The sequence below is a fragment of the Paenibacillus sp. J22P277 genome, from assembly GCF_059383675.1.
Genome location: NZ_JBXENS010000011.1, coordinates 196,637 through 216,299 on the forward strand (window position 1 = coordinate 196,637; position 19,663 = coordinate 216,299).

Here is a 19,663-nt window from a genome sequence, read left to right on the forward strand (position 1 = left end):
CATCCTGTTATCGTTTGACCGTCGACCGGTTCGTTCGCCGAATGTAGAGATAGAGCAGCGATCCGGGCGGCACGGCAAGCAGCGTAAGCCATTTTCTCGGGGATTCCCGCAGAAACCGCGTATTCCCGGCGATCAGGCTGCTGGATACGTAGTGCACCGCCTCGCGAAGCCGTTGCTTGAACGTGGGCGCAAGCTGCATGGCCGTTTTGCGGAAGAAGGCGAAGCCCCGCGGATTGGTTTTATATTGCTTGATCATGTTGAGGCTGGAACCGTCCTGCCGATATTCCACGATGCACAACACTTCGTTCAGGATCAGCAGCGGGCATTCCTGGTCGATCAGCATGTATTTGTACGACAGCGGCACGTAGCGCTCGCCGGCATAGATCGGATACGGCGGCGTGCTTCGCGTCAGCGCCGAACGGTAGACCAGTTTCTTGTCCCCGGATACGCCGTGCTTGGCATACAGATCGGTCAACGGGGAGGCCGGCAGCCCCTCCGGCATGCGCGTGCCGATCAGCGTCCCGTCCGGCGCCGCATCCAGTCCGACGATGCCGGCAAACCGGTCGTCCCCGTGCCGTTTCCAAAACCCGACGATGTTCGCCACCGCGTCGTCCGCCAAGTAGTCGTCGGAGTCGATGCATACGTTCAGCTCCGTGTCGATCCGTTCATACGCGGCGTTATGGGCGCCGTGCATGCCTTGGTTCGCTTGGTAATGATAGCGGATCTCGAAAGGCGCCTCTTCGATCCATCCGGCGACCAGCCGCTCCGTATCGTCCGAGGAACCGTCATCGATGATCAGCCAGACGAAATCTCCGCATGTTTGCCGTTTTAGGCTCTCGTAACACAGATGAAGGGTATAGGCGCGATTGTAGGTCGGCGTGAATACCGTTAGCAAAGGCCGCATCCGTTATCCCCCGGCTTTCTGCCGACCCGGCATCTGGCGCCAATAAAACTCCGCCAGCCAATCGGCCATGGTCGCCGTATCGTATCCGTTCTCGCGCAGCTGCCGCGAGGTATCCCGATGCTCGTACCCGGGCTGAAGAATCCGGTTCGCCCACTCGTCCGGCGGCGCCTTCAGGCTCAAGAACGATACGTTGCCCGTCACGTCGGTTTCCTTCGTGATCGCGTCGGAGACCACGCACCGGAGTCCGGCGGCCTGCGCTTCGACGAGCACCACCGGCAGTCCTTCGAACAAGGAGGGGAACAAGAACAGGTCCATGCCTTGCAGCAACCGCGGAATATCGGTACGCACGCCCAGGAACCGCACATGCGGGGTCAAGCCAAGCCGCTCCGCCTTCCGCTCGATCGCGGGACGCAGATGCCCTTCACCGGCCATGACGAGCAATGTATTCGGCTTCCGCCGGTGAACGGCATCGAACAACTCAAGGAGCTGCTCATGGTTCTTCTGTTCGTTGAACCGGCCGATATGCCCGATCACGAGCTTGTCTCCCGCCCTGATCTCGCGTCTGACCGCATGCCGCGCCTCTTCGTCATAGGCGAAATCCTGCACGTTGACGGCATTATTGAGCACGACCAGCTTGCCTTCGCGCTCGACGCCCTTCCCGAACAGCCATTGCCCGGCTTTGCGGGAGCAGGCAAAATAATGGTTCGGGTTATCCTGCATGAACATGCGGGCATACAGGCGGAAAGGCAGCTTCTTATCCAGCCCCAGGTCGCTGAGATGGCTGTGCGCGATGCGGCAGCCGACGCCCGCCCGTTTGGCGGCTCTCAGGACGAAGCTGCTGTTCTCGTTGATATGGGCATGCACGACGGCATATTCGGGATGCTCCGCGAAAAATTGATCCAACAAGCGGAAGTAGCGTCCGTAATGGCCGGGACGGATGTTGGGCATGCGGTGGATCGTGCCGCCCAGACGTTCGATTTCATCGTCGTAATGCCCCCGTTCCGTCCGGTGAACCATGAAGTCAAACTGCAGTTTGGTCCGATCCATCCGCCGGTAGTAGTTCATGATCATCGTTTCCAGGCCTCCGCGGTTCATGGCGGTGACGACCTGCAGTACTCGAACTGGTTCCAAGACGCACACTCCTCGTATTCCTGAATCTAATCCAATTGATCGTGCGAAGCATCGGATACAGTCCCGCGGCGAACCGATATTTGGCGCATAAGAAGAACGCTCTCCATGCGGGCGGACAATGGCGAAACTCGAACTGCCGGAACGATTGCGCGATCCTTTTGCCGGAGACGAGCCTTTGCAAAGCAAGCATATGGCCGAATGCCGAAGCCTGGCGGTTGCCGACGATATTAAGCCCTAAGCCGAGGACGTTCAGGCAGATCCGGTTGTTCAGCGCCCGATGGAACGTCACGGGAAGCTTCTTCTCGCGAAGAAACTTTTCCATGTGGGCGTACAATTGTTCGAACCTGCGTTCCAGCTCGGGATTGTACGATGACGTGATCGAATCGGCATTGGCCCGCCAGTAATGGTACAACGGCCGATTGACGAACAGGAACGAATCCGCATGGTAGAACGCGTGAATATTGAACAAGGAATCCTCGTTGCTGCCGATCACGCTCAGGTCGACGAACGCCAGCCGGTTCTCCTTGATCAGCGAAGCGCGGTACAGCTTGGACCATACGGTCCCCCAGGCATCCAAATAATCGGGCTGGGCCACTTCCTGCCCGACGGGACCGATAAGCCGCCGCAGCATGACGGAGCGAACCTCGCCGCCGCGATATTCCGTCCGATCCGGCAAGGCGAATACCTTCTCGCTCGCATGCGTGCCGAATTCGCGGACGTACGTGCACATGACGATATCCGACCGGTGCCGCAGCGCGGCCTCGTGCAAGATCTCGTACATCTCGGGATCCGCCCAGTCATCGGGATCCGCGAAGCCGATGTATTCGCCGGCGGCCGCCAGAAGGCCGGTATTCCGCGCCGCCGACACGCCGCGGTTTTCCTGATGAACCGGAACGATCCGCTTGTCCGCGAGCGCGTACGCCTGAAGGATCCGCCACGTGGAATCGGTCGATCCGTCGTCCACCGCGATGATCTCCAGATCGGCGAACGTTTGGGCCAATAGACTGTCCAAACATCGCGCGACGTAGCGCTCCATGTTATAAACGGGCACGATGATGCTGATTGTCGGCTTCATTTCCTTCTCCCATCATATAGGCGGCGTATACCGCCCCCAATTCCCCGACGACGCGGTTCAATTCGTACGCCTTGACCCGCGCCAGGCTTTCTTGCCCCATGCTCGCCCGCACGTCGGAGGACCGGCATAGGGCTCCCATGGCGTCCGCGAATCCGTTTGCGTCGTCCGGCTCCGGGACGAAGCCGTTCCGTCCGTCGGCGACCAGCTCCAGATGGCCCCGGTTGCGCGCCCCGATGACAGGGAGCCCGCAGGCCATGGCCTCCATGATGTTCACGGGCAGCCCCTCGCGGAAGCTGCCGGACACGGCCGCGTCGCACATGGGCAGCAGGCTGTCGATGTCCTTGCGGTACCCCAGGAAATGCACGCGGTCCCGGATGCCCAGTTCCGCGGCGACCTGCCTCGCTTCCCCGATCAGCGCCCCTTCCCCGGCGAAGAGCAGCCTGGCTTCCGGATGCCGCTCCTTGATCAAGGCGGCCGCTTGGATCAGCACCTTGTGGTTCTTATTGCGGTTGAATTCCGCGGCATAAAAGAACAGCACCTCGTCCTTCGCGTATCCGAACGCTTCCCGCAAGCGAAGCTTCCGCTCCGGCGCGACCGGCCGGAACCGGGACATGTCGACGCCGACGCCATGGACGCGGGCGATCCGGCCGGCCTTGAATTTGCGGCTCGTCGCAAGCGCGTAATCCTCGTCGTTAATGGCAATGAGGCAATCCGTCATCCGCGCGAGCATCTTCTCGATGGGATAGTATAACAGCCAGTTCGGCAACGGCGCGCCTTTGCAAAAATGAAACCCGTGCGCCGTATAGATCGACTTCGTGCCGGATTTCCTCGATCCGCTGGCCGCCAGCCTCGCGAGAACGCCGCCCATCGGAGTGTGGCTGTGCACGATGTCGTACCCCTCTTGTTTAACCAAGCTTCGCAGCTGCCGGAAAGCCTTCCAGTTATTGCCGCGGATAGGCGAACGTTCAAGCGGCAGATTGAATTTTCGATCGACGAAAGGAAGGTCCAATTCTCCCTTCGCGGCTACATGAACTTCCCATCCCCGCTGCTTGAACCATTCCATGACGGGCAGGTGAAACGCGCGGAAATGATAATCGACGGTGGCGCAAAACAGGATCTTATTCGGCATGAACCGATTCCCGCTCGAGCACGAGGGAAAAATACGCCAACAACTCGTCGCGAAGCTCTTTGCGCTGCAGGGCGAATTCGATCGTCGTCTGGATAAAGCCCATCTTCTCGCCTACGTCGTAGCGCGTGCCTTCGAACTCGTAGGCGTAAACGGCCTCCATGAGGTTCAGTCTGGCGATGGCATCGGTCAGTTGAATCTCGCCGCCGGCCCCGGGCACTTGTTCGCCCAAAATATCGAAAATCGTCGGACTTAAAATATATCTGCCCATGATCGCCATATTGGAAGGCGACTCTTCGCGCTTCGGCTTCTCCACCAGGTGATTGACGCGATACAGCGCATCCTCCATCCGAAAGCCGTCGATAATCCCGTAACGGGATACTTGCTCGTCCGGCACGCCCTTGACGCCGATGATGGAAGAATTGTACCGGTCGTATTTCTCGATCATTTGCCGCAGGCAGGGCTTCTCCGCCGCGATGATGTCGTCGCCGAGCAGCACGGCGAAGGGCTCGTTGCCGATAAACTTGCGCGCGCACCAGATCGCATGGCCGAGACCTTTCGGTTCCTTCTGGCGAATATAGTGAATGTCGACCATGTTGGACGACTTCTGCACCTCGCTCAGCAGCTCGAATTTGCGTTTCTCCTGCAGCAGCGTCTCCAGCTCCATCGAGCTGTCGAAATGATCCTCGATCGCCCGCTTTCCCTTGCCCGTCACGATGATGATATCCTCGATGCCGGATTCGATCGCTTCTTCGACGATATACTGGATGGTCGGCTTGTCCACGACCGGCAGCATCTCTTTGGGCATCGCTTTCGTGGCCGGCAAAAACCGGGTTCCGAGTCCCGCCGCCGGGATGATCGCCTTTTTCACTTTCGATATCATGCTATGCCCCCGTCCGTTCCTATCCGGTAACCGTTGCCAGAGGCGGCACGGCCGAATGGTTGTTATTGGATATATCCAGCAGCAGCTGCCGGAGCTCGAAAATATTCAAATCCTGGTAGATGTCAAGCAGCCGCTCGATGGCCGAAAAGTCGACCTCGATCGATTTGCCGATGTAGATCTTCGGATAGACCTGCTTCTCGTTGACTTCTCCGTCCTTCAGCAGTTCTTCGTACAGCTTCTCGCCGGGACGCATGCCCGTGAACTCGATGCCGATCTCTTCCACGGTATAGCCGGACATGCGGATGACGTTCTTGGCCAAGTCGACGATCTTGACCGGCTCGCCCATGTCCAGGACGAATACCTCGCCGCCGCGGGCGAGCGCCCCCGCTTGGATAACCAGTCGCGAGGCTTCCGGGATGGTCATGAAATACCGCACCATATCGGGATGCGTGACCGTGACGGGCCCTCCCCGCTCGATTTGCTTGCGAAACAGCGGGATGACGCTGCCCCGGCTGCCGAGCACGTTGCCGAAACGAACGGCCACGAATCTCGTCTGGCTGGACCGATCCTTATGCTGGACGATCATCTCGGCGATGCGCTTGGACGCCCCCATGACGCTGGTCGGGTTGACGGCTTTGTCCGTGGAGACCATGACGAAGGTTTCCACCTTGGCCAGATCGGCGGCATTGACGGCATTGAGCGTGCCGATGACGTTGTTCTTGACCGCTTCCTCGGGATTGCGCTGCATCAGCGGCACGTGTTTGTGCGCCGCGGCGTGGTACACGACGTTCGGCCGGTGCTCGTTCATGATGCTGATGATTTTCTGCCCGTCCTGCAGATCCGCGATCTCGGTATAGAATTGAATGCCCATCTCGCCGAAGGTCGATTTCAGTTCGATCTCGATCGTATAAATGCTGTTCTCGCCATGTCCCAGCAGGACCAGCTTTTTCGGTTTGAACTTGGAGATTTGCCGGCAAACCTCCGAGCCGATGGAGCCGCCCGCGCCCGTGACGAGCACGACCTTCCCCGTCACGTACTCGGAGATGCTTTCCAGATCCAGCTCGACCGGCTCGCGGCCCAGCAGATCCTCGACCTGCACGTCCCTGAACTGGCTGACCGAAAGCTTGCCCGTCGCGATGTCTTCCAGCATGGGAATGATTTGCGTTTTGGCGGGCGTCTTGGCGCATTCGTCGAAAATCGTCTTCAGCTGTTGTTTGCTGAGCGACGGAATGGCGATCACGATGTGCTCGATCATGAAGCTGCGGACGGTGAATTCGATGGAGCCCGCGCCCCCTACGACCGGAATCCCCATGATGTCCAGATGATGCTTGCTCGGATTATCGTCCACGAAGGCGACGGGCAGCAGTTCCCTTTCCGCATTCGACAACAGCTGTCTAACGACCATCGTGCCCGCCGCGCCGGCCCCGACGATGAGCGTGCGCTTCTGGTTGCCTTCCTGCTTCGTGAAGAGCATGCCGCGAATAATGCGCCAGCAGAAACGCGAACCGCCGATCAGCAGCAAATGCAGCATCCAGGTCACGAGAAGGAGCCGGAATTGCACGTCATGAATCAGGACGAGCTGCACGACGCCGCCCGCGATAATCGAAAAACTGACCGTCTTCGCAATGATGACGAGCTCCCCGACGCTTGCGTATTCCAGGGCCTTCTTGTACAGCGCGTACATGAACGCCAAGAGGTGGTGGGCAAGCAGCAGCGTCACCGAGGTGCAGATCAACGTGGGCGAGTTGAGTTTCATCGTTGCGTTCACCAGGAAGTAACTGAAATAAATGGCCGAAAGCACAATGAGCGAGTCCATCGATATCAGCAATGCCAGCCTTTGTCTATAGGCCAATGCCTTTCACCCTTTCCGCGATTCGTTTTAAAGCCGTCTTTGTGCTTTATAAAGAACGGATAAACAAAAAAAATGACGCTTCCTCGTTTTAGCCCTTCAGCTTCGCGTGATTGAGCACCGCGCCGACAATGGCCGCGCGACTGAATTCCAGTGCTAGTTTAGCCTCCACGGCCTGCTGCTGCATCGTCTTCCCTTTGTTCACCACCAGGAGCGTGCCCTCGCACTTGCTTGCCAGCGCGGCGGCATCCACCGTGCCCGTCACGGAAGGGCAGTCGATGACGATGACGTCGAATTCTTCGCCGGCCGTTGCGAGGAGCGCCGACATCGCAGGGGAATTCAGCAATTCGGATGCGTCGTGAAAAGCGGAGCCGCAGGTCAGCATCGTCAATCCCTCCACCTCGGTCTTGACGGTAGCCTTCCCGAGATCCGACTCGCCGCCGAGCACGTCCGTCAATCCCGGCGTCAAGCTCGCATTGAATACGTGGTGCAGCGCAGGCGTCTTCACGTCGGCGTCGACCAGAAGCACGCGGTCTCCCCTTTGAGCGATGCTGATCGCCAAATTGACGGCGGTCGTGGACTTGCCCTCTCCGCCCCGCGGAGACGTAATCGCCAGCGTCCGCAGCTTCTTGCCGTTGCCGGCGTAGGTCAGGTTGTTGCGGATAATCCGATACTGTTCCGCGATTTCGGACTGCGGATTATGCTCCGCGATCAAGCTCGCGTTTATGGAAAACTCGTTCATTTTGCCTGGATTACGAGCCAATCGTCTCACCCCGCACGTACGTTTTGCGTTTCCGTTTATGTTTATCGGCCAAATCCCGCTTGCGAACCTTGGATACCTTGCCCAGCATCGGCACGCCGAGCGAGCGTTCCACGTCGCGCGCGGTTTTCAAGGAATCGTCCAGCGTATCCAGCAAGAACGTAAGTCCGATTCCGATGGCGATGCCCGCAAAAAAACCCACGGCGATCGCCCGGCGGCTCGGCGGATTGATCGGCGCCGCGCCCGGGTCTTCTTCGGCCTTCGTCAAAATGTCGATACCGCCGAAATCGAACGTTTTGCCGGCCTGCTTCGCGAACACGTCCGTTACTTTGTTCACGAGCTCGGCCGCGCTCCCCGGGCTGTAATCGATTGCCGTCATCACGAATATCAAGGACCCGTCCACGTTGCTCATGCTCAGCTGTCCGCGGAGTCCTTGCGCGGAGCGGTTCAGCTTCAATTCGTCGATGACCTCGTTCAGGACGATCGGCTCCTTGGCGAACACGCGGAGGGAGCTCAGGATATCCGAGTTGTCCGCCTTGATGAGCATGCGCGTCGAAGCCGAATACAGCGGCGCTTCCGGACTGGAGCTGAAGCTGTACAGAAATCCTAGGATAAGAAAGCACAAGGTTGTCAATGGGATCAGCCAGAAGCGCCTGCGCACGACCGCAAAAACTTCCTTCAAGTTAATTTCTCTGACGGGATGATCACGGGTCAGCTGCGGATTTCCAGTTGCCGTTTCCTTCATTGCGTACATTCCCCGCTTTGCATTTGTTTGTTCTAACGAACATTTCCACTTGATTTTAGTTCTTTATATAGAACATGTCAAGCAAACAGTATGGTATACTGGAGCAAAACGACGTCCAGTTAAGAGGCATGAACGATGAAAAAAATGACGAGAAGAGCCTTTCTCAGACGAGGCAACTGGTGGCTTGCCGCCCTCCTCGGCGCAACCTTGGCCGGTGTCGCCGATTCGCGCTTCATCGAGCCGTACCGAACCCAGATCACGCGCAGGACCCTATCCTTCCGGCGGCTCCCGGCCGCTTTTGATGGCATGCGCATCGTCCATTTCAGCGATATCCATTTGGATTTCCACTACGGGATCGAACGCATGGCGGCGCTCTCCGCGCTGATCCGCCGACAGCAACCGGACATGATATGCTTTACCGGCGACCTCTACCACGAGGACGTTCGGCCGACGGCTTCCGCCTGCATCCGATTATTGAAGGAACTCGAGGCTCCGCTTGGCAAATGGGCCGTGCTCGGCAACCACGATTACGTAGCCGGCGCGGACGAGGTCGAGGCCGTGCTCCGTCAAGGCGGATTCACCCCCGTCACCAACCGGATGGCAGCCGTCGCGCGCAAGGGGCACACCATGCAAATCGCCGGCATCGACGATATATTCTTCGGAACGCCCAATTACAAGACCGCATTCGAGCAAGCCGATTTGGACGCGTTCACGGTGCTGCTCGCCCACGAGCCGGATTTCGCCGATCAGACGCTCCGCTATCCGGTCGATCTGCAATTGTCCGGCCACAGCCACGGCGGGCAAGTCCGCCTCCCCCTGATCGGTCCCGTCATTTTGCCGGAAATGGCGCGAAAGTACCCCCAAGGCCTCTATGAATTAGGCGATGGCAAACTCCGTCTGTATACCAACCGCGGCATCGGAATGTCCAGCTATCCCGTTCGTTTCTTTTGCCGGCCGGAATTGACCGTGCTGACTTTGCGGCGGGCGTAGAGCCGACCGGGGCGGTTTCAGGCATGTTGGACGCCCTGCTCCCATAAAATAGAGGGGATAACGGCACCGGCCGACACGGCGGATGCGGAACGGCGGGATGCGGGGCATGACGGACACGATCGTGGTATTCCCTCACTGCGCGTGGGGAGACTTTCCTTTTGGCGCCTTGACGGAGCGGCTCGGACGAGGCCGCACCGTTTATTTCGTCGCGGGCAAGGAAGAGACGGCCGGGGCGCCGCGGCCATTCGAAGCGTTGACGCGGGAGGAGCTCGGCAGTCTGCCATGGGAACGCACGACGGCCGTCGTGACGCAGCCCCAATGGTTATACGAGGCTGCCGGTCACGCGCCGGCTGCGCTGATCGCGCTTCTCCCCGCCGCGCCCGAGGACGGGGACGAGGCGTATTTGCGCTGCCGCGACGCTTTATGCGCGGCAGCCACGCTCGTGGTCGCCGGCACGGAGCCGTTTTACTTCGAGCAATGGTTCCGGCGCGGCAACGTCTTCTTGCAGGACGGACTCGACACGGCGGCCGATCTGCTGGCCGATGCCGCCGTCAGCGACGCGGCCGCGGGTAAATCCGTGGATGCGCTCGCGAAGCTGCAGCTCCAGCGGCGCATGGATTTTCGCGCGGAACGGCTGCAGACGGTGCGCCCTAGCGCGATGCAGTATTTTTTTCAGGCAGTGTACGCCTACCTGCTCGGTAAAGGAGACGAAGCGGAGCGATGGGCGCTGGACGCGTTCCATATCGCGGTTTTAGGGGCCGAGGAAGGTGCCGTGCAGACGTATTTTCGCTTCTTGTCGGCCATTCGGCTGCTGCAAGGAAAGCTGGATCATGCCGTCGCGACCTATGGAATCAGCATCGCGACCGAGGAAGAACGGGCCGCGTTCGAAGAAATGCGCGCGCTGCTGGAGGCGGGCGAGGAGCGCCTTGCCGCGGCGCTTGTCCATCGCATGAACGACGATTACCGCCATGCCGCCGGGAAGCTGAAGCTGCTTCTGGAGCTTGCAGGCGAGCAAGCCGGCTCCCCGGCGGTAAAAGAGCGCGCGACCGCCCTGCTGATCGAGTCGCATGAACGCAGCGGCCGGCCGGGAGCGGCGCTCGCGCTGCTGGGGCCGCCGCGCACCGTGAAGGAACGGCTGCGGCGAAACTTGCTGGAGGGGCGCGCTTGGGCCATCGAGGGACGGCGGCATGACGCCGTCCGGGCGCTGCTTCAAGCAGCCATGACCGGCCTCGAGCCGCTGCATGTCATCGCCGAGATCGCGGCCCTCGACGCGAAGGCGAAGCGAATGGCAGAGGGGGATTTCTCTTGAGCGTGCTGCGCAAGGCAAGCGGCAACAAGCTGACCGCCATGATGCAGGTCCGCAACGAAGCCGGCCGGTATCTCGAGGCGGCGCTGGCGGACTTGTCCGGCTTCGTCGACGAGATCGTCATCGTGGACGATGCCAGCGAGGACGAGACGCCGGACATCTGCCGGTCTTTTCCGAAGGTGATCCGGCTCGTGCAGGTGCCGGAGCCGCTGTTCGGCCAGGAGGGACGGCTGCGGCAGCTGCTTTGGCAGGAAGCGCTGCGGACGGAGCCGGATTGGCTGCTGTCCGTCGACGCGGACGAGTTTTTCGAACGCAAGGCGAAGACGCGGATTCGGACGCTCATCGACCAGGACCGGTACGATTGGGTTTCTTTTCGCATGTACGATTTCTGGGGCTCGCTCGCGTATTATCGCGATGACGAATTATGGCAGCTGCACAGGCGGCATACGATGATGCTCGTCCGCTACCTGCCGCTCTATTCCTACATTTACCCGGATTGGAATCATCACGTGCCGCGGCTGCCCTTGACCTGCGCCGCCCTGCAGGGATTTCAGTCCGAGCTGCGGGTGAAGCATTACGGCTGGGCAGGCGACGAAGCCGCGCGGCGGGCCAAATACGACCGCTACATGAAGCTGGATCCGGACGGCAAATGGGGCAGCTTGGCGCAGTATGCGTCCATCCTGGATCCGAGCCCCGCGCTCGTCCGCTGGCAGGAGGACGAGGAGGCGGGGACGACATGAGAACCGTGACGATATTGACGCACAGCTATTTGAACGGCTATTCGGAGGGCGAACAATTCACGCGGCCCTTCGGCGGCGGCCTGGAGCGGTACATGCACGAGCTCTGCGCGGTCGTTCAGGCGATGGGCTGGCAATCGGTCGTGCATCAGCTCTCCTATTACAGAGCCTTCGATACGGTCTACGAGGGCACCCGCGTGCGCGGCTTTCCATACGAGCTGAGCGACATCGCGGGCGCTTTCGACCGCATGGCGGAGGATGCCGAGGGGCTGATCGTCTACGCCAGCTGCATCTGGCATCCGATCGCCTACAAACCCGGCAGCATCGGCATCTGCCACGGCATCAACTGGGATTGGCCCGACTTCGGCGATAAGGTCAAAAGCGGCGTCGCCTACATGATCCAGCTCGCCGTCGACGGGCTTGACCGATTGGTGTCGGTGGATTCGCATTTCCAGACGTACTGCCGCGCGGTGTGCCAGTTCGACGATTCCGAGAAGCTCGTGCTGCTGCCGAACGCGGTGGATACGGAGTGGTTTACGAAAGCGAATGACGACGCGGAGCCGCCGGACGGCAGCCCGCTGCGCCTGCTGTTTCCCAGACGCCTCAGCTATGAGCGCGGCATCGTGCCGATGATGCTGGTGACGGATCTGCTGCTGGAGGAATTTCCGACGCTCACGGTCGAGTTCGCGGGCGAGCTCGTGGAGCAGACGCCGGTAGCGGTCGCCTTTCATGCCTGGCGGCAATCCCATCCCCGGTCATCGCGCATCCTGCATAACACCTATGCGTTCCAAGCGGTCCGCGAAGCCTACCGGGCCGCCGACGTCGTCGTGATTCCGACGGTTTACTCGGAAGGCACCTCGCTGTCCTGCCTGGAGGCGATGAGCTGCGGCAGCGCCGTCGTGGCCACGAACGTCGGCGGCTTGAACGATCTCCTGACGGACGGGTTCAACGGCAGGCTCGTCGCGCCGACCGTGCAAGCGCTGCATGGCGCCGTCAAGGAACTGCTCGAGGATGCTCCGCTTCGCGCGCGGTATGGCGGGTATGCCCGAAAGACCGCCATCGCGTTCGACCTGAAGCGTTGGCAGCGGCGGTGGACGGCGTTGCTGGAGGACCAGTTCGCGCGGATCGGACCGTGATCGGGCATGAACGGGATGTGATCAGGCGTGAGCGGGACGTGAAGTTTGGAGGCAATGCGAAATGCGGGGCATGGCGCCCTCGCTCCCGCTCGACCTAGCAAACATCCGTGCGGCGCTGCCGCGCTTATCCGGACGGCAGCACCGCCGTGCCGAGGATGAGCGGCAGCGCCGCTTCGCTGTAAAGCGCGGGCAGCTGCCCGCCCGCGCGAAGACCTTCCGCGCCGCGCGCCGCAGCCGCGCCCGCGGCGGCAAGCCCGGCGGAGGCGGCGCGCCGCTGCCATGGGCGCGCGCCCTCCGCCGCGGCTGCGGCGAAGTCGGCCGCCGCAGCCGCCCATTCGCCGCCGGCGGCCGAGGCCCAGCCGGCCGCGAGGCGATGCGGCGCAGCCGCGGCCGGGGGCAGGCCGGCCCCGCCCGCGGCCAGCGCGGCGCGCAGCGCCGGCCGCTGCGAAGCCGGCGCGCCCAGCAGCAGCGCCGCGAGCCGCAGCGGCGGCACGGCGCGGAGGATCGGCCGCGCCGAAGCCCGGGCCGTTCCCGCATGGAGGCGCAGCCATGCGGGAACGGCCCCGAGGCGAAGCAGCGCCGCCGCAAGGGCGCTGCCGGCCGCGTCCATCGGCACGGCCGGCTCAGCGTCGTCGCCTGCCGCAAGCGCCGCCCGGGCGGCCGCCGCCGGGGCGCCCGCCAGCCGCGCAGCCAAGAAGCGCGCGCGATCCGTTTCCCCGTCCCGCAGCGCCAAGGCAAAAGCATACACCGCCAGCCGCTCCTTATCGGCATCGCCGGCTTCGCAAGCGGCTTCCCAGAGCCGCCGACCCGTCTCCGTTTCGCCACGCTGGACAAGCCATAACCCCGACGCCAGCGACCCCGGCGAGCTTCCGCCCGCAGCGCCGCCCGTCAGCGCCCAGACCGCCTCGGCTTCCGCCGGCAGCCGCAAATCGCTCAGCCAATCCGCCAGCTCGCGCGCCAGAAACGACGGCCTCGCAGCGGTCGCGAATCCCGCGCCGCGCCAGAAACGACCAAGCGTCTCCGCCGCTTCCCGCCACAATGGACGAAGCGACGCATCCAGACGCCCCAGCAGCAGCAGCCGCTGCCAAGCCGGCGCGTAATCCGGCCGGTGCCCGATCGCCGAACCGTACGCCGCCGCCGCTTCGTCGAATCGGTACATCCGCTCTAATGCGGAACCGGCCAATCCGAAAGACCGGTACGTTCCCGCTCCATCGGCGGTGGAATAACAGGCCGGTGCCGGACCGGCCGTCAGCGCGTCGGATGCGCTCCGCAGCGCGGACAAAGGCTCGTCAAGCGCCAGCAGCGCTTCGCCGCGCGCCTCGTGCAGATCCGCGAAATCCCCGTATCGCTTGATGCCTCCGGCCGCGTAACGAATCGCATCCGTCAGCCGCCCTACCGCCCGGCAGGCATGGACGATCTTGAGCACGGCATCCGAACCGTAGCCGGGATCGCGTTCCATCGCGGCAAGCGGCTCCAACCAGGTCAACGCCGCCGCGTATTCGCCGGACGCGAACAGCTCCGCTCCCGCGGCGTACCGCAGCGACGGATCCTCCGGGGCGACCGCCAGCGCCCGCTCCAGCAAACGCCGGTTCCGCGCGAACTTATCCCGTTCGGCGATGATTTCGTCCCGATAGCCTTCATGCGCGATTTCCATCCCTTTCGCGTAGCCGACCGCCCCGTCCCCGAAAGATTCGTAGATGGCCGATGCCGCCTCCTCGTGCACCAGTCCGCGAAACCGCACCCGCGCGTCGTTGCGGAACAGGCGGCATACCGCGTCCGACACCGTTTCCCCGCCGCTTCCGACCCGGCTGTTCACTTTGACGAAATAGCCCCATTTCGCACCGTCTCCGAGCAGATCGGACCACGCCTCCATGCTCGCGACAATCAGCCGTTCGTCGGCGTCGAGCACCAGGATCCAAGGCTGAACGGCCGCGGCAAGCGATAGGTTCCGGGCCGCGGCAAAATCGTCCGCCCAGGCCGCATGGATCACCTTCGCCCCGCAAGCTCCGCCGATCGCGGCCGTACCGTCCGTCGATCCCGTGTCGACGACGACCATCTCCGCGACAAATGGAGCCGCGGACCGCAAACAATCCGCGAGGAACCGGCTTTCGTTCCGCACGATCATGCAGAGCGACACCGGCAGCGGAGAACCGCCGAGACCGTTAGATCCGCTTTCGCTTTCACTGCGCCCAGTTGCCGCCATCCGCGCTCACCCCCTGCCGGAGAAAGGCAGCGACAGTCGAATGCCTTGGACAGCCAGCGTAAGTCCGGTCGCGCTTTGAACACTCGCCAAATGGCGATCTGCCAGCGCGTACAGCGCCTTTACGCCGACGAGGGTTCCCTCGCGGGCCGATCGATGCGCGGCCGCATCCTCCGACGGGCGGCCGTCGAGCAGGGTCCCGACGACCGCTCTGACCCGCTGCGCGGCAGCCGCCGCGTCCGAACTACGTCCGGACAGCATCAGCGGCAGCCACTCCCGCGACGCAGGCGGCAGCGCTTCGTCCCCGTACCCGTCCAGCCATTGCTCGGTCTGCCGTAATGCCGCAAGCCGCATCGCGCCCGGATGATCCGCGCTTTCCCCATTTGCCGTCTCCAGTCGACCGACGAAACCGGCTTCGCTCACGGCGAGGCCCGCTCCATCCTCTCCGGACGATGCCGTGTCCTTCATGTGCCTGCGGCTATCCGCCGCCTCTAAAGCGTCCTCGCCCGCCGTAACGCCCATCCCTGCAATCCCGGACGACGCCGCATCCTGCGCCAAGCCTGCGATCCCCCTACCGGCTTCCGGCAACTCCGTCTTTTCACCAGACCCGGCCAGACGGGCGCAAGCACCCGCAAGCTCCAGCCAAGGCCGCAGCTTCGCGCGTTCCCCGTCTCCCGCCTGCCGCAGCCGCTGCTCCAGCCAGAGACTCAATGCCTCGTAACAGCCGCAGTCGAGCAGGATGCCGGCCAGCTTTTCCGCCGCCTCCGGCGACTCCAGCGCGAAGCGCGACCCGATGAAGCCGGCCAAGGCTTTCGGCCGCGCGGCGACGTTCATCATGCGGCAAAGCCGGTACAGCGGCGCGAGCAGACTCCCCCGGTATCGCACCGCTTCCGCGTACCAATGCGCCGCCGTGTCCGCGTCCATCTCCGCTTCGTGCATCATGCCGAGCCAATACGCCGACTGGTAGGTCCCCATGCCGTCCTCCGTATGATACAGCGCGGGCGCCCGCCCGATCGCGATCGCGGAGGCAAACGCCTCGGCCGCCTGCCTTCTTCGCCCGAGCGCGGCCATGCTGACGCCTTTGGCATGCCACAGATCCGGATATTCCGCATACCACGCAAGCCCCCCCTCGGCGCTTTCCAGCGCTTCCGGCCAGCGGCGGAGCGCCTGCAGGCAGCTCGTTTCATGCTTCACCAACAGATGCGCGTAGCTGACCGCCGCATAGTCGATGCCCTCCCGCGCCTTTCGGAAGGCCGCAAGCGCCTCCTCCACTTCGCCCGCCCGAAAATGCTCGACCCCCAAGTTATAATAGTTGAACCGATTCTCGGGCTCCTCGCGGATGGCTTGCTCGAGCAGCGTCCGGTTGCGGTTCACCTTGTCCTTGGCGGCCACGACCTCGCGCCGGTAGCCGTAATGATGGATAACGACGTCGCTGAGATGAAACCGCGCCTCCGGCGTATGGCGCATGATCGGCGCCGCGATCTGCTCGTGAATCCGCCCCTCGAACCGGTAACGCCGGTCGTTGCGGAACATCCGCAGCACGGGATTGATCGTCGCCCCTTCGCCGTCGTCCCCGGAGTAATTCCACACGTTCAGGAAAAAGCCCGTGATCTCCCGGTGGAGCGCCATCGTCCGGAGCTGGTCCCGCGTGCCGGCATCCAGCTCCTCGTCGGCATCGAGGAACAAGACCCACTCGCCTTCCGCATGGACGAGCCCTTTGTTCCGGGCGGCCGCAAAATCCCCGCTCCACTCGCTGCGCAGGACCGCCGCCCCGAAGCTGCGCGCGGCCTCCACGGTGCCGTCGGTCGAGCCGGTATCCACGACGACGATCTGGTCCACGACGCCCTTAACGCTCTCCAGGCATCGTGGCAGGTCGCGGATTTCGTTCTTAACGATCATGCAGAGCGTGATCAGCTTCGCGTTCGCCAACATTCATGCGCCTCCTTTGCACGGCCGTCCACGGCGTCCGCCAGCCCGTCGCTTCCGTGCGGATGATCGCCAGTTGCAGTTGTTCCAAGTCCGCGAACGGCCAGCCGCCGCCGAATTCGGCCGTCGCGTGCTCCGCCCACGGCAGCAGCGCCTCCCGGGCAAGGGCGAGCGAGCAAAAGGCCGCCCCCAGCTTGGCGCGCGCGCCCGCTTCCTCATCCGGGATCGCGGCCTCGAACATCGCCAGCGCTTCGCCGTACAACCCTTTCAGCAGCAAAATCTCGCCGAACGCAAAGCTTTCCTCCGCCCTCGGCGCCCGCTGCTCCATGACGCCAAGCAGCCGTCCGGCAGCGGCCTGCGCGTAGCCGTGCCGATACAGCGCTACCCCGTAACGCTCGTTCAGCGCGGGAGCCGCTTGCGCGAGCCTGCCCGCGAGCCGCAGCAGCCCGAGCTCCAACGCCCGTTCCATCAACAGGCCGACGAACGGCAGCCAATCAGGCAGCGCCGCATCCGCGCGGGGCGCCCGCGCCGAACGAACCGCCACGTAAGGCGCGGCATGCCGCTCCACCGCGAACAACCGCTCCGCCAACTCGCCATGCGCGTCCGCCAGCATGCCGCGCAGCGTTCCGCCGAGCGGCATGCCGGCCTCCCAGCCGCAAAGCACGGCGTCCGTGCATCGTTCTGCGAACAGCGGCTGTTCCCGGGGTGCAGCCGCAGGCGGCGCCAGCATTTGCGTTAGCGAAGTCTTCCCTTCCAGAGCTTCGGCGGCCGGATGCAGCGCGATGTCCGCCGCTGCCCCTTCGCGGGCAAGTTCGAAACCTGCTTCCGTTTGCCCCCGGTTTGCTGCCGCCGCTGCCCGCGGCGCTTCAAGCGACGCCAGCAGCAGCGCCCGGGCGGCGCCCGCATCCCCCGCGCCGGCGAACGCCCCCGCATAGGCGCGGACGTCCGCCGGCGCGAGCGGCTTCGCCTCGCGCCACAGCGGCAGCGCGGCGGCATAGGCGCCGATGCCGCCCAACACCCGGGCGAGCAGCGCCGCATCCCCCGGCTCCGCTTCGCCCAAGCTCGAAGCCAGCGCGCGCCGGATGGCTTCGTCGCTCTCTCCTGCGGCCTGCAGCTGCTCCGCCCAGCCGGTCAGGGCCGGCCCGTAGCGCGGCGCCTCCGCGGCCGCCGCCGCATAGGCGCGCAGCGCGTGCTCGGCGCGGCCGAGGGCGGCCTCCGCCGCCGCGATCCCGCAGCGGGCGCGGAATCCGCCTGCGCCCGCTTCGCGCACGGAGCCGCCGGCGGCCGCGCCTGCCGTCAGCGCGGCTTCGTACGCGCCGCGCGCTTCCAAAGCGCGGCGCTGCGCCAGCAAGCTGTCGCCGTAGGCCAGCTGCACGTCCGGATAGTCCGCATAGCGGTCGACTTCGCGGTGCAGCATGGCAGCGGCGCCGTCCGCATCGCCGATCGCCAGCATCGCCTTTGCCCGGTCGCGGACGAGCGACGCCCGGTACGGCGCATCCGCCGGCGCCAACAAAGAAGCCAAAGCAAACGCCGCGCAGGCATCCTTTGGCTTGTTCAACTGGCAGAGCGTAACGCCCTTATTGTAGAGGTGAAACGGATTGTCCGGCTCCTGGCGCAGCGCCTTGCCGATCAGGCGAAGGTTGCGCTCGGCCTTTGCCTTTCGCGCCATCGTCTCCGGCAAATAACCGTCATGCCGCAGCCGCAGCGCGCACAGCGGTCCATCGACCGCGATCGTCCTCGCGCCCGGGCGGACGAGCTGTTCATGGATCACGCCCGCGTAGCGCAGTCCGCAATCCGCGCGGAAAAGACGCATCGCTTCATGCGATAGCGTCTCGTTCGCTTCATGGCCGTACCGGCTCTCCATCCGGACGAAGAAACCGTCCTCCTGCGCCTCGCGCAGCATGCGCCGAAGGCTGGTCCGGTCATAGCCCGCCTCCAGCCATTCGTCCGCGTCCAGCACGAGCACCCATATCGTACGCGCCGCTTCCAATCCCGCATTGCGTGCAGCGGCAAAATCATCCTCCCACGCCGCCCGGACGATCCGAGCCCCGTACGCTTTTGCAATGTCCACGGTCCCGTCGCCGGAACCGGTGTCCGTCACGATGACTTCATCCGCAAGCCCCCGTACGCTTTGCAGGCAGCGATCAAGGACATCCTCCTCGTTGCAGGCCAGGACATGTATGCCGAGCAGCATGGAATCACGCTCCCAAATTAAGTGCCTTGCGCGTTAAAGTACACATCGACGGTCGTCGAGTTTCCCGCGGCCGACGATCTATAGGCCAACCGGGTGTATTTCAGGAACCGCTGCGGTACGAGGACATCCACGCTTCCGGAAGAAATACCCGTCGACGTATCCACGTCCGCGTACCAGTTGGTGCCGTCCGCGCTGATTTCAACGCGCGCGTCCGCTTTGTTCACGCCCGGTCCCCGGTTGTAGACGAAGAAGGAATACGTGCCGAGCACGCTCGTCGTCACCGGATTGAGCGCCGTAAACGCATTGGCCGTCACGAGCGCGGTATTGGCTTGCTCCACGAAGTTTTTCTGCGAGATCGACGTCAGGCTGCTGAGCGTACCTCCTGTAATCGTGGCGCCCATTACGCTCGTGATCGTGCCGTTCAACAGGTTCGTCAGCGTGCCCGCCGTAATCGTTGCGCCAAGCACGCTGGTGATCGTACCGTTCAGCAGGTTCGTCAACGTGCCCGCCGTGATCGTCGCGCCAAGCACGCTGGTGATCGTACCGTTCAGCAGGTTCGTCAGCGTGCCCGCCGTGATTGTCGCGCCAAGCACACTGGTCAGCGTGCCATCCAGCAAATTGGCGATCGTGCCGACGCTCACGGTTCCCCCCGAGATCGCTACCGTACCTGCCGTGATCGTCGCGCCCATGACGCTCGTGAT

At 63.2% G+C, this 19,663-nt stretch carries 16 protein-coding genes; 4 read left to right on the plus strand and 12 right to left on the minus strand.

The window, feature by feature from the left end:
* Positions 1-7 precede the first annotated feature (7 nt).
* The 8 genes from AC50YL_RS32905 to AC50YL_RS32940 all read right to left on the minus strand — a co-directional run bounded on the left by AC50YL_RS32905 (position 8) and on the right by AC50YL_RS32940 (position 8,473).
* Positions 8-904: a glycosyltransferase family 2 protein gene (locus tag AC50YL_RS32905; protein WP_494837612.1), complete on the minus strand. Its 897-nt coding sequence runs from the start codon at positions 902-904 to the stop codon at positions 8-10.
* Positions 905-907: 3 nt separating this feature from the next.
* The gene (locus AC50YL_RS32910; protein ID WP_494837613.1) at positions 908-1,975 is read right to left on the minus strand and encodes a glycosyltransferase family 1 protein; all 1,068 of its coding nucleotides are present in this window, start codon (positions 1,973-1,975) and stop codon (positions 908-910) included.
* The gene (locus AC50YL_RS32915) at positions 1,926-3,110 is read right to left on the minus strand and encodes a glycosyltransferase family 2 protein (protein WP_494837614.1); all 1,185 of its coding nucleotides are present in this window, start codon (positions 3,108-3,110) and stop codon (positions 1,926-1,928) included. Before AC50YL_RS32915 ends, AC50YL_RS32910 begins: the two co-directional genes overlap by 50 nt.
* Complete coding sequence (locus AC50YL_RS32920; RefSeq protein ID WP_494837615.1) at positions 3,073-4,239, minus strand: glycosyltransferase family 4 protein; 1,167 nt, start codon at positions 4,237-4,239, stop codon at positions 3,073-3,075. Before AC50YL_RS32920 ends, AC50YL_RS32915 begins: the two co-directional genes overlap by 38 nt.
* On the minus strand, positions 4,229-5,119 hold the full coding sequence (gene galU, locus AC50YL_RS32925; RefSeq protein ID WP_494837616.1) for a UTP--glucose-1-phosphate uridylyltransferase GalU: 891 nt from the start codon (positions 5,117-5,119) through the stop codon (positions 4,229-4,231). The genes AC50YL_RS32920 and galU overlap by 11 nt, the downstream gene beginning before the upstream one ends.
* A 19-nt stretch (positions 5,120-5,138) precedes the next feature.
* Positions 5,139-6,971, minus strand: coding sequence for a polysaccharide biosynthesis protein (locus tag AC50YL_RS32930; RefSeq protein WP_494837617.1), 1,833 nt, complete (start codon positions 6,969-6,971; stop codon positions 5,139-5,141).
* 88 nt (positions 6,972-7,059) lie between these two features.
* Positions 7,060-7,731 (minus strand): CpsD/CapB family tyrosine-protein kinase, encoded by a 672-nt coding sequence (locus AC50YL_RS32935; protein WP_494837618.1) that lies wholly within the window; start codon positions 7,729-7,731, stop codon positions 7,060-7,062.
* On the minus strand, positions 7,721-8,473 hold the full coding sequence (locus AC50YL_RS32940) for a YveK family protein (protein WP_494837619.1): 753 nt from the start codon (positions 8,471-8,473) through the stop codon (positions 7,721-7,723). The genes AC50YL_RS32935 and AC50YL_RS32940 overlap by 11 nt, the downstream gene beginning before the upstream one ends.
* Positions 8,474-8,608: 135 nt before the next feature.
* Between AC50YL_RS32940 and AC50YL_RS32945 the strand changes: the two genes are divergently transcribed.
* The 4 genes from AC50YL_RS32945 (at position 8,609) to AC50YL_RS32960 (ending at position 12,642) form a co-directional block, all read left to right on the plus strand.
* On the plus strand, positions 8,609-9,463 hold the full coding sequence (locus tag AC50YL_RS32945; RefSeq protein ID WP_494837620.1) for a metallophosphoesterase: 855 nt from the start codon (positions 8,609-8,611) through the stop codon (positions 9,461-9,463).
* A 106-nt stretch (positions 9,464-9,569) separates the two neighbouring features.
* Positions 9,570-10,772: a hypothetical protein gene (locus tag AC50YL_RS32950; RefSeq protein WP_494837621.1), complete on the plus strand. Its 1,203-nt coding sequence runs from the start codon at positions 9,570-9,572 to the stop codon at positions 10,770-10,772.
* Between the two features lie 2 nt (positions 10,773-10,774).
* Positions 10,775-11,509: a glycosyltransferase gene (locus tag AC50YL_RS32955; protein ID WP_494837636.1), complete on the plus strand. Its 735-nt coding sequence runs from the start codon at positions 10,775-10,777 to the stop codon at positions 11,507-11,509.
* Positions 11,506-12,642, plus strand: a complete 1,137-nt coding sequence (locus tag AC50YL_RS32960; RefSeq protein WP_494837622.1) for a glycosyltransferase family 4 protein — start codon at positions 11,506-11,508, stop codon at positions 12,640-12,642. Before AC50YL_RS32955 ends, AC50YL_RS32960 begins: the two co-directional genes overlap by 4 nt.
* Positions 12,643-12,766: 124 nt before the next feature.
* On the opposite strand, the gene AC50YL_RS32965 is transcribed toward AC50YL_RS32960, so the two are convergent.
* The 4 genes from AC50YL_RS32965 to AC50YL_RS32980 all read right to left on the minus strand — a co-directional run.
* Positions 12,767-14,845, minus strand: coding sequence for a glycosyltransferase (locus tag AC50YL_RS32965; protein WP_494837623.1), 2,079 nt, complete (start codon positions 14,843-14,845; stop codon positions 12,767-12,769).
* A 6-nt stretch (positions 14,846-14,851) separates the two neighbouring features.
* Positions 14,852-16,774, minus strand: coding sequence for a glycosyltransferase (locus tag AC50YL_RS32970; protein ID WP_494837624.1), 1,923 nt, complete (start codon positions 16,772-16,774; stop codon positions 14,852-14,854).
* Complete coding sequence (locus AC50YL_RS32975) at positions 16,731-18,962, minus strand: glycosyltransferase family 2 protein (RefSeq protein WP_494837625.1); 2,232 nt, start codon at positions 18,960-18,962, stop codon at positions 16,731-16,733. The genes AC50YL_RS32970 and AC50YL_RS32975 overlap by 44 nt, the downstream gene beginning before the upstream one ends.
* A gap of 17 nt (positions 18,963-18,979) precedes the next feature.
* On the minus strand, positions 18,980-19,663 hold a 684-nt coding region (locus AC50YL_RS32980; protein WP_494837626.1), incomplete at its 5' end, for a DUF6385 domain-containing protein.

Excerpts from the sequence above, each read along its gene's own strand:
- AC50YL_RS32975 (WP_494837625.1), bottom strand. The coding sequence starts at position 18,962 with ATGCTGCTCGGCATACATGTCCTGGCCTGCAACGAGGAGGATGTCCTT.
- AC50YL_RS32945 (WP_494837620.1), top strand. The coding sequence starts at position 8,609 with ATGAAAAAAATGACGAGAAGAGCCTTTCTCAGACGAGGCAACTGGTGG.
- AC50YL_RS32950 (WP_494837621.1), top strand. The coding sequence starts at position 9,570 with ATGACGGACACGATCGTGGTATTCCCTCACTGCGCGTGGGGAGACTTT.
- AC50YL_RS32915 (WP_494837614.1), bottom strand. The coding sequence starts at position 3,110 with ATGAAGCCGACAATCAGCATCATCGTGCCCGTTTATAACATGGAGCGC.
- AC50YL_RS32940 (WP_494837619.1), bottom strand. The coding sequence starts at position 8,473 with ATGAAGGAAACGGCAACTGGAAATCCGCAGCTGACCCGTGATCATCCC.
- AC50YL_RS32970 (WP_494837624.1), bottom strand. The coding sequence starts at position 16,774 with ATGTTGGCGAACGCGAAGCTGATCACGCTCTGCATGATCGTTAAGAAC.
- galU (WP_494837616.1), bottom strand. The coding sequence starts at position 5,119 with ATGATATCGAAAGTGAAAAAGGCGATCATCCCGGCGGCGGGACTCGGA.
- AC50YL_RS32905 (WP_494837612.1), bottom strand. The coding sequence starts at position 904 with ATGCGGCCTTTGCTAACGGTATTCACGCCGACCTACAATCGCGCCTAT.
- AC50YL_RS32965 (WP_494837623.1), bottom strand. The coding sequence starts at position 14,845 with ATGGCGGCAACTGGGCGCAGTGAAAGCGAAAGCGGATCTAACGGTCTC.
- AC50YL_RS32960 (WP_494837622.1), top strand. The coding sequence starts at position 11,506 with ATGAGAACCGTGACGATATTGACGCACAGCTATTTGAACGGCTATTCG.
- AC50YL_RS32910 (WP_494837613.1), bottom strand. The coding sequence starts at position 1,975 with ATGATCATGAACTACTACCGGCGGATGGATCGGACCAAACTGCAGTTT.
- AC50YL_RS32920 (WP_494837615.1), bottom strand. The coding sequence starts at position 4,239 with ATGCCGAATAAGATCCTGTTTTGCGCCACCGTCGATTATCATTTCCGC.